At 69.7% G+C, this 3,623-nt stretch carries 1 protein-coding gene; it reads left to right on the top strand.

Features of this window, described 5'->3' with window-relative positions:
- Window positions 1-3,623 (top strand): hypothetical protein (locus ACEN88_RS26725; RefSeq protein ID WP_413344538.1); only part of this gene is annotated, 3,623 nt, incomplete at both ends.

Below are 3,623 nucleotides of genomic sequence, written 5' to 3'. Positions count from 1 at the left end.
GGCCCAGCTGACCATCGCGGCCGGCCCGAAGACCGGCAGCACCAAGCCGGGCACGCCCATCGTCGCGGAGGCGCAGTTCGACACCGGCAGCATCACGCGCGACGGCACGCCGGTCGGCGCGCCCCCGTTCCGCCTCAAGGCGCGCAACCATTCGAGCATCACGATCACGCTCGATCCGCCTGACCCCGCCACCACGTGGAAGGTGCGCAAGCCGCCCGCGGCGCCGGCGAAGGACTATCCCGCCGGCGCAGACTGCACCGTCGAACTGGGCGAGAACGAGTCGGCCGAAGTGGAAGCGACCACGCCGGCCGTGGGCGCAGGCCCGGAGACGGTGACTGCCTATTTCCGCTTCGACCGCCCGACGAACAAACAACTGCCCGAGCACGACCCGACCACCGGCATCGATTACGTGGCGGGCCTGCCCGGCACCGTGGGCTCCACGCCGACCGCCGACGTGACCAGGCCGGCCAATTCCAGCACCGGCGCGGCCGCCACCGATGCGGCGGAAAGCCCGTTCACGGGCAATCCCGTGGGCAGCACCTACGCGGCGCGCCTGGACCGCGTACCGGCCGGGTCCACCATCGAGATCACGGGCTGGGCCAGCAACGAGGACGACCCGAACGACGTCGACTACAACTTCCTGCTGTCGCGCCGGCGCGCGGAAGCGTTTGCGCACATCATCCGCGCCGCGGCACCGGGCAAGAACCTCCACTTCACCCTCCTCGGCCGCGGGCCGGTGGGCAGTTCCGACCTCGACACGCGCCGCACGAACTGGCGCGCCGATGCCAGGCTGCCGGCCGCGCCGCTGACCGGCACCGTCACGAAGGGCACGGTGTCGCGCGGCGCAACCAAGGTGCCGCAGATCCCCGTGAACACGCCCGACCCGGCCCCGACGCAGCCGACGCCGCCCAGCTGGTTCCGCGCGCTGGGCGCCAAGGTGCGCATCGTGCGCGACGAGTTCGTGGCGGTCGAGGTCTACGGCGAATTCGACATCAACACGCCGTCCGAACAGTTCATCCAGCAGAACGGCGGCGACCCGGGCATGGAGCCCGTCCTGCGCGGCATGGGCAGCAATCCGATGGATGGCGTGATCAAGGCGCGCATCGTCTTCCAGATCGATAACGCGACGGGCGACTGGAGCGCGCTCGCGTACCTGGGTGCGGACCCTGCCGACAAGGACGGCCTCGTGATGACGGGCCAACTGCCCGGCCAGCCGCTGCTCGCGGAGGGACACTTCGGCCGCAACCTGCTCGGCATGACGGCCCTGTTCGCGCCCCTGCTCGACGCCGCCGCCCCCGCCAACCCGGCGTCCGGCGACATGGTGCCGGCGGTGCTCGCGGTCGGCGGCGTGGCACTCGCGACCGGGCTCGCGCAGGCCGGCTACTTCAACGTCGAACGCGTCGTGCTGTGGGGCGGAGAAATCGCTGTGCGCAAGCGCGCCAACGGCACCGAGGTGGCGATCCTGGGCGACATCGAGACCGCCGTGTCGGCGAACGTGAAAATCGGCGGGATCACCTTGCTGACCATCCCGCGCGAGTCGCCGCTGTCCGTGCGCTACAAGGCGATCGGCATGCGCTTCGGGAATACGCCGGGCGAGCGCGATTTCCAGTTCCGCCCCGTGTTCGATTCGTCGCGCGGCTATTCGATCGATCTCACGAGCGGCGGCGGCATCACGGTGCCCGATCCGCTCGGCCAGTTCATCAAGATCCTTGGCGCGCGCGTGGCGCGTACCAATCCGCTGTCGTTCGAATTCGACCTGGGCCTGAACGCTGACCTGGGCGTCGTCACGTTCGACCGCGCGCGCGTGCGCCTGAAATTCGCCGAGGAAGGCGGCGTGGCGGGCGTGGAGCTGACCGCGTTCGGCGCCGGCGTGAACATCCCCGGTGTCCTGGTCGGCAAGGGCAGCTTCGAACTGGGCGAGGAAGTCGCCGGCGCCATCGACCTGCAGCTGGTCCCGATCGACACCCGCGTGCGCGCCGTGCTCAAGGTGACGCACGTGGAAGGCCGCACGGGCGTGTTCGTCGCGCTGGAGCTGGAGCTGCCGGTCGCGATTCCGCTCGGCGGCTCGGGCCTCGGCATCTACGGCTTCCTCGGCATGTTCGCGATGCACTACGCGCGCGACGAGGACGGGCTGACCGGCCCCACGATCGCTCTCGACTGGCTGAAGAACCGGGCCGGCGGCAATCCGACCAATCCCGACGCGTGGAAGGGCAATCCGGACCACTGGGCGTTCGGCGTGGGCGCGACGATCGGCACGATGGGCAGCAGCGTCGTGTTCAACCTGAAGGGCGTGTTCATGCTCGAACTGCCCGGCCCGCGCATCCTGCTGATGATGAAGGCGCGCCTGCTGCAACCGATGCCCGCGCTGAAGGACAAGAACGCCGAGGGCAATCTGCTGGCCGTGATCGACCTGGACGCCGGCCGCGGCACGCTCACGATCGGCATCGTCGCCGATTACACGATCGACCCGCTGATCAAGATCCGCGTGCCGATCGAAGCGTTCTTCAACCTCAAGAAGGGCGAGGATTGGCACCTGTACCTCGGCCAGCGCAGCGACCCGGTGCAATGCACGATCCTGTCCGTGATCGACGCGTCCGGCTACCTGATGTTGTCCGGGAACGGCCTGCCCGCCTATCCCGACGCCGGCCTGCCGCAAGTCTACGGCTTCGCCATCGGCACCGGCCTGCGCGCCGCGTTCACGTGGGGCAGCGTGCCGGCACGGCTGTACCTGCGCATCGGCGCCGGCTTCGACGCGGTGCTCGGCTTCGACCCGTTCCGCCTCGCGGGCCGGCTGTACGTGCGCGGCGAACTGGTGCTGTTCATCCTCAGCATCAGCGCCTACGCGGAGCTGGACGTGGACGTCGGCGAGAACGTGCTGCCGGACGGTCGGCGCGAACGCATCTCCAGGATCGACGGCGAGATCTGCGGCGAAGTGGACCTGTTCTTCTTCACGATCAAGGGTTGCGTCGACTTCCACCTGGGCGCCACGAACGTGCCGAAGCTCCCTGCCCCGCCGCTCGTGCGCGATCTGAAGCTCGTCTCGCGCTCGCCCGCGCTGGTGCTGGGCACGGGCACGGATCGCCCGGTCGACGGCGCCATCGGCACGGCGACCGAAGGCGGTACCACCGACCAGACGCCGGCCGTGCCGGTCGACGCGATCCCCGTGCTGATGCTGTCGGTGCCGCCGGTCGACGACGGGCTCACGGTGTTCGGCAGCGCGCCGCTGAACCATCCCGGCGCGGCGGAGAACGGCTGGCAGCAGCAGGGCAAGAACTGGGTGCGCTACGAAATCACGAAGGTGGAACTGGTGGGCCCGATCGGCGACGGCGACAAGCCGTCCGTGTGGTGGACGCTCAAGAACCCGATCGACCCGGCCAGCGCCCAGCTCGAAGTGCAGCTCGCGCTGCTGGCCTGGACGCCGAACGCCACGCCGAAAGCGTTCACGCGCAGCGAGTACCAGAAAGAGACGGTCCGCGAACGCTGGGGCACCGTCTGCCACAAGGCCGCGCCGGCCACGTCGGTGCTGTGGACGTTCCGCTACGAGCAGCTCGGGCCATCGAAGGATGGCTGGATCGTCGACGGCGAAGCGTGGCCCGATCCGCCGGACACCGTGCGGTCGCGCG

The organism is Massilia sp. CT11-108, assembly GCF_047302915.1.
Lineage (GTDB): Bacteria > Pseudomonadota > Gammaproteobacteria > Burkholderiales > Burkholderiaceae_D > Telluria > Telluria orientalis.
Note: the sequence above shows the minus strand (reverse complement) of the source record. Positions and strands in the feature narration are given on the sequence as shown.